The sequence below is a fragment of the Micromonospora fiedleri genome (assembly GCF_016774385.1).
Classification (GTDB): domain Bacteria; phylum Actinomycetota; class Actinomycetes; order Mycobacteriales; family Micromonosporaceae; genus Micromonospora; species Micromonospora gifhornensis.
Map to the genome: position 1 here is coordinate 1 of NZ_JAETXL010000052.1, position 479 is coordinate 479.

At 60.3% G+C, this 479-nt stretch carries 1 protein-coding gene; it reads left to right on the forward strand.

Features of this window, described 5'->3' with window-relative positions; translation table 11 throughout:
- On the forward strand, positions 1–397 hold a 397-nt coding region (locus JMF97_RS32470), incomplete at its 5' end, for a radical SAM protein (protein WP_498043320.1).
- Between the last annotated feature and the right edge of the window lie 82 nt (positions 398–479).

Sequence of the window (479 nt, forward strand, 5' to 3'; positions counted from 1 at the left end):
AAGCATCCCGGTAAAGATCATTCCGACCACCGAACTGCCAAAAAAGCCGGACTGGATCCGTGTGCGCATCCCGGTTTCCCCGGAAGTCGACCGCATCAAGGCGCTGCTGCGTAAACACAAGCTGCACAGCGTGTGCGAAGAGGCATCCTGCCCGAACCTGGGCGAGTGCTTCTCCGGCGGCACGGCGACCTTCATGATCATGGGTGACATCTGCACCCGTCGTTGCCCGTTCTGTGACGTGGGCCACGGTCGTCCGAAGCCACTGGACGTCAATGAGCCGCAAAGCCTGGCCATCGCCATCGCTGCTCTGAAACTCAAGTACGTGGTGATCACCTCCGTTGACCGCGATGACCTGCGTGACGGCGGTGCCCAGCACTTCGCCGACTGCATCCGCTAAATTCGCAAGCTGTCGCCAAATGTGCAGCTCGAAACCCTGGTCCCGGATTACCGTGGACGCATGGATGTGGCCCTGGAACTCA